Source organism: Acidovorax sp. HMWF029 (genome assembly GCF_003060895.1).
Taxonomy (GTDB): Bacteria; Pseudomonadota; Gammaproteobacteria; order Burkholderiales; family Burkholderiaceae_C; genus Acidovorax.
This window is the reverse complement of the sequence record NZ_QAIH01000195.1, coordinates 15,412-20,130: the sequence shown is the minus strand read 5'-3', so window position 1 is coordinate 20,130 and position 4,719 is coordinate 15,412. Positions and strand designations below refer to the sequence as shown.

The window sequence follows — 4,719 nt, the reverse complement described above, 5'->3', positions numbered from 1 at the left end:
CTGCCACTGCAGCCGCCGCGGCCCCCAAGCCTGCAGCCAGTGCCGCAGGTAGCGGCAAGGACAAGGAACTGGAAGAGAAAAAAGCCCAGGCCGAAGCCGCCGAGGCCGCCAAGAAAAAGGCAGAAGACGAGAAAATCGCCAAGGCCAAGGCTGAGAACTGCTCCCGCGCCCGTGCCGCAAAAGCCGCATTCGATGCGGGCAAACCCATCACCCAGACCAACGCCCAGGGCGAGCGCATTTTCCTCGACGGCCCAGCCCGTGCGGCAGAAGCCAAGCGCATCGATGGCATCGTCGCCTCGGACTGCGCGCGCTGAGCCGCATCACTTAGCGGTAACTGCCTCAATACCCCGGCTTGCCTCCGGGGCGCTGACGAGCGAACAGGCCGGTAGAGCGCGCGCCCTGGCGCGCGAACCGCTCACGGCGCGCCACCTTGGGGTCCACCTTCAAGGGGCGGTAAACCTCCACACGGTCCCCGTGCTGCAGGGCTGCATCCAGCGCCACCGCCCGACCCCACACCCCCACAAGCGGCAAGCCTGTTTCTGCTACCGCCCCCGCCTGGGCTGGTGCAGGTAGCGGCATGGCGCTACAAGCCCGCAGGGCATCGGCGACCAAGGCCCCCTGGGGCAAATCCAGCGTCCACTCCCGTGTCTCACGAGGCGCCACACACACCACCACCGAAACCTGCATCATGGGGTGCGCCGCGCCCGTTTCCACGGCACCCGCTTCAGCCATAAACCTGCTCCGCCCGTTTCACAAAAGCGTCCACCATGCTGCCCGCGATACGGTCAAACACCGGCCCCACCAGCGCCGCCAGCGCCGCACTGTCAAAGCCATAGTTCAGGAGCAGCTCCACCTTGCAGGCGCGCTGCTGGCCATCACCCACAGGGTGGAAATGCCAGTCTCCGTCCAAACGCGAGAACGGGCCCTTGACCAGATGCATCTGCACCCGACGCCCGGCCTCGTGGGTGTTCCGCGTCACAAATGTCTGGCGGATGCCCCCCAGGGCAATCCCCACTTCGGCGGTCATGCCTTCCTCGGTCTGCTCCAGCACGGCAGAGCGATCACACCAGGGCAAAAACTGCGGGTAGTGCTCCACCCCGGTGACCAGGGCAAACATTTCTTCGGGGCTGTACCAGATGAGGACGGACTTTTGAACGGTTTTCATGCAGACGCTGCTTGCGCGAGACCGCGCAAGCGGGGGAGAAATTAGAATCGCGGCTCGCGAGACGACAACATTGTAGGGAGGCCTTTTATCTCCCCGTTTGCGCCGCATCTAAACCCCATGGCCAAGAAACCTGATCCCACGTCCCGCATTGCTGACAACAAGAAAGCGGCCTACAACTATTTTTTTGAAGAGCGCCACGAGGCCGGCATGGTGCTGCACGGCTGGGAGGTGAAGGCGCTGCGCGAAGGCAAGGTGCAACTGACTGACGGCTATGTGCTCATTCGCGATGGTGAACTGTTTCTGCTGGGATGCCTGATCCACCCGCTCAAGACCGCCTCGACGCATGTGAACCCTGAATCAGCGCGCACCAAGAAGCTGCTGCTCAAGAAGGACGATATCAAGCGGCTGATCGGCAAGGTCGAGCAGAAAGGCTTCACCCTGGTGCCGCTGAACCTGCACTGGAAGAACGGCTTCGTGAAGTGCGAAATCGCGCTGGCCAAAGGCAAGGCTGAACACGACAAACGCGACACCATCAAGGACCGCGAAGGCAAGCGCGAGGTTGAGCGCGCGATGAAAAGCCACAACCGGTAACCCACACAGCGCCGCGGGCCTGCACCGGCATGCGGCATGCTTCGGCCTCTCATCGGGGTCGTCCCAAACAGGAGTCGCGCCCTGGTCCCGTTGGGCCCCGCCGAAGCGATGTCAGCAAAGCAGATCCAGCCCGCCCAGCCACAGGCAGCGGCACTGGAGCTTCAGAGACCGCCACCCTTCTGAGCCTCCACGCCCTCAGGCCAGCGCTGCCAGCGGGTGGGAATGTGCTGGCCAGGGGCTGGCAAAAAACGGCGCCACCATCTCGGGTGTCACGTCTTCGATGCGCGCGGGGTTCCACTTCGGCGCGTGGTCCTTGTCCACCGCAAGGGCGCGGATGCCCTCTACTGTCTCGCTCTGGCCGGGGCGCAGATAAAAGCAGTGGCGCACCATGTCCCGCTCCATGCGCAGGTCATCGGCCAAGCCCATGCCGCGCGCGCGGCGGATCTGCTCCAGCACCACGTTCAGCATCAGCGGCGAGCGCTTGCGCAAAGTGGTGGCCGTGGCACGTGCCCAGTCGCTGTCGGCAGACTCCAGGGCCCACACGATCTCGCCCACGGTGGGCAGCGCAAAAAACCGGTCAACTTGGCCCTTTGCGCCTGACTGCATTGGCTCAATAGCTACAAATTTTGTAGCAACATAGTCTTTGATGGCGGCACCGTTGGCAAAGGTCTGTGTGGCCAGGGCTTCCCACACGGCCACCTGCTGGTCGGCAGGCAGGCAGCCATCGGCCAGCTGGTTGTCGATGGCATCACCGGCGCCGATGGTGTCGCCGGTCAGCGCCAGCCATTCGCCCACGCGGCCCGGGCAACGGCTGAGGAAGTAGCCGCCCCCCACGTCGGGGAACAGGCCAATCGCGGTCTCGGGCATGGCCATCTTGGTGCGCTCGGTCACCACACGCAGCGCGGCGCCCTGGCTGATGCCCATGCCGCCGCCCATCACGATGCCGTCCATGAAGGCGATGTAGGGCTTGGCGTAGTTGTGGATCAGGTGGTTGAGCGCGTACTCCTCAGTAAAGAAGTCTTCGAGCTGAGGGTTGCCCTGGCTGCCTGCCTGGTGCAGAAAGCGGATGTCGCCGCCCGCGCAGAAAGCGCCAAACGGGCCTTCCTTGTTGCTGCCCCGGATCGCCACGGCCAGCACGCGCGCATCGTTCTGCCAAGCCAGCAAGATGGCCATCAGGTCACGCACCATGGAGAGCGACAAGGCATTGAGTGCACGCGGGCGGTTCAGGGTAATGAAGCCCACCTGACCACGCACCTCACTCAGCACATCGCTCACAACTTCCGACACAACCGTCTCCGTCATTTTTGTTCCTTCCAACCTAAGAGTTCATTGAACACCAGCGCACCGATCACTAGCGCGCCTCCCGTCAGCACCGCTGCGGCGGGCTTTTCGCCCGCGCCCAGCCATGCCAGCAAAATGCCAAAAATCACTTCCAGCAAACCCAGCAGCGCCATCTCGGGCGCCTTGAGCACCCGGCCGCAGCGCACGGCCAGCACGCAAGGAATCGCCAATTGCACCACGCCCAGCAAGGCCAGCAGGGCCAGGTCATGCCCCGAGGCCCGCAACGGCAGGGCCAGCGGCAGCGTGACCAGGGACGAGATTACGGCCCCCACCAGCACGGCGGGTACCAGGTCCACCGCATGGCCATGGCGCTGTGAATGCTGCACCACCGTCCAGTTGATGGCCGCTGCCACCGGGACGCACAGGGCCACCAGCGTGCCCGCCAGCGGCAAGCCAGCCATCTGCGAACCATACATCCAGCCTATGCCCAGGCCTGCCACCGCAATCGCGCCCCAGGTGCGCGCAGCGATGTGGTGGCCAATGAATATGCGCGCGAACAGCGCGGTCAGCAGCGGCCCCACCGCCATGGTGACCAGCACATTGGCCACCGGCATGAGCACCAGGGCCACCATGAAGGCGGTGAACATCACGCTCCAGCAGATGCCAGAGATCCACAACACGCTGCCACCCTTGCGCATGGCCACGAACACCGCCCGCCCCTGAAGCAACGGCAACAGGACGAGCAGCGACACCAGCGTGAAGAAGCTGCGCCAGAAGGTCACCTCAAAACTCGCGGCGTGCTCCAGGTGGCGCGTGACCACACCGGCAATCGACCACATCAGGGTGACCGCCACCATCAGCAGCACGGCGCGGGAATGCGTGAGTTTCAACATGAAGTAGGGGTTGCAGACGGAAAAAAGGCCACTGCGCAGCAGTGGCCCTTTCGGGGACGCTCAGCCTATCAGGACCGGGAAGCGCGCTTGCGCTCGTTTTCGGTCAGGTGGCGCTTGCGCAGGCGCACAGACTTGGGCGTGATCTCGACCAGTTCGTCATCCTCAATGAACTCCACGCCGTATTCCAGCGTGAGGTCGATCGGGGGCGTGATCTTGATCGCGTCTTCCTTGCCGCTCACGCGGAAGTTGGTCAGCTGCTTGGTCCGCGTGGCGTTCACCACCAGGTCGTTGTCACGGCTGTGGATGCCGACGATCATGCCTTCATACACGGGGTCGTTCGCCTTCACGAACATACGGCCACGGTCGTCCAGCTTGCCCAGGGCGTAGGTGAAGATTTCACCGTCGTCCATGGAGATCAGCACGCCGTTCTTGCGGCCGCCGATGTCACCCTTGTGGGGTTCGTAGCTGTCGAAGATGTTGCTGATCAGGCCCGAGCCACGCGTCAGGTTCAGGAATTCGTTGGTGAAACCGATCAGGCCACGGGCCGGGATGCGGTATTCCAGGCGCACACGGCCACGGCCGTCGGACTCCATGTTCACCAGCTCACCCTTGCGCTCGCCCAAGGCTTGCATCACGCCGCCCTGGTGGCCTTCTTCGATGTCGGCCGTTACCAGCTCGATGGGCTCGTGCTTGACGCCATCGATGTCCTTGAACACCACGCGGGGCTTGGACACGGCCAGCTCGTAGCCTTCGCGGCGCATGTTTTCGAGCAGGATGGTCAGGTGCAGT

General features: G+C 63.8%; 5 protein-coding genes and 2 pseudogenes. 2 read left to right on the top strand and 5 right to left on the bottom strand.

Going from position 1 to position 4,719, the window contains the following annotated elements; genetic code table 11:
* A pseudogene (locus tag DBR12_RS13740) lies at positions 1–314 on the top strand (DUF4124 domain-containing protein); the annotation flags it as partial.
* Positions 315–339: 25 nt separating this feature from the next.
* Here DBR12_RS13740 and DBR12_RS13735 read toward each other — a convergent pair.
* Both DBR12_RS13735 and DBR12_RS13730 read right to left on the bottom strand, forming a co-directional pair.
* Positions 340–732: an RnfH family protein gene (locus tag DBR12_RS13735; RefSeq protein WP_108617776.1), complete on the bottom strand. Its 393-nt coding sequence runs from the start codon at positions 730–732 to the stop codon at positions 340–342.
* Positions 725–1,165: a type II toxin-antitoxin system RatA family toxin gene (locus DBR12_RS13730; RefSeq protein ID WP_108617775.1), complete on the bottom strand. Its 441-nt coding sequence runs from the start codon at positions 1,163–1,165 to the stop codon at positions 725–727. The genes DBR12_RS13735 and DBR12_RS13730 overlap by 8 nt, the downstream gene beginning before the upstream one ends.
* A gap of 117 nt (positions 1,166–1,282) precedes the next feature.
* On the opposite strand from DBR12_RS13730, the gene smpB reads away from it, so the two are divergent.
* Positions 1,283–1,756: an SsrA-binding protein SmpB gene (smpB, locus tag DBR12_RS13725; protein WP_094290857.1), complete on the top strand. Its 474-nt coding sequence runs from the start codon at positions 1,283–1,285 to the stop codon at positions 1,754–1,756.
* Between the two features lie 195 nt (positions 1,757–1,951).
* Here the strand turns inward: smpB and DBR12_RS13720 are convergent, their stop codons facing one another.
* The 3 genes and pseudogenes from DBR12_RS13720 to DBR12_RS22875 form a co-directional block, all read right to left on the bottom strand.
* Positions 1,952–3,058, bottom strand: a complete 1,107-nt coding sequence (locus tag DBR12_RS13720; RefSeq protein ID WP_199226688.1) for an enoyl-CoA hydratase/isomerase family protein — start codon at positions 3,056–3,058, stop codon at positions 1,952–1,954.
* Entirely contained in the window at positions 3,055–3,930 is an 876-nt protein-coding gene (locus DBR12_RS13715) for a DMT family transporter (protein ID WP_108617774.1), read from the bottom strand. Before DBR12_RS13715 ends, DBR12_RS13720 begins: the two co-directional genes overlap by 4 nt.
* Before the next feature lie 68 nt (positions 3,931–3,998).
* Positions 3,999–4,719: pseudogene (locus DBR12_RS22875) on the bottom strand (translational GTPase TypA); the annotation flags it as partial.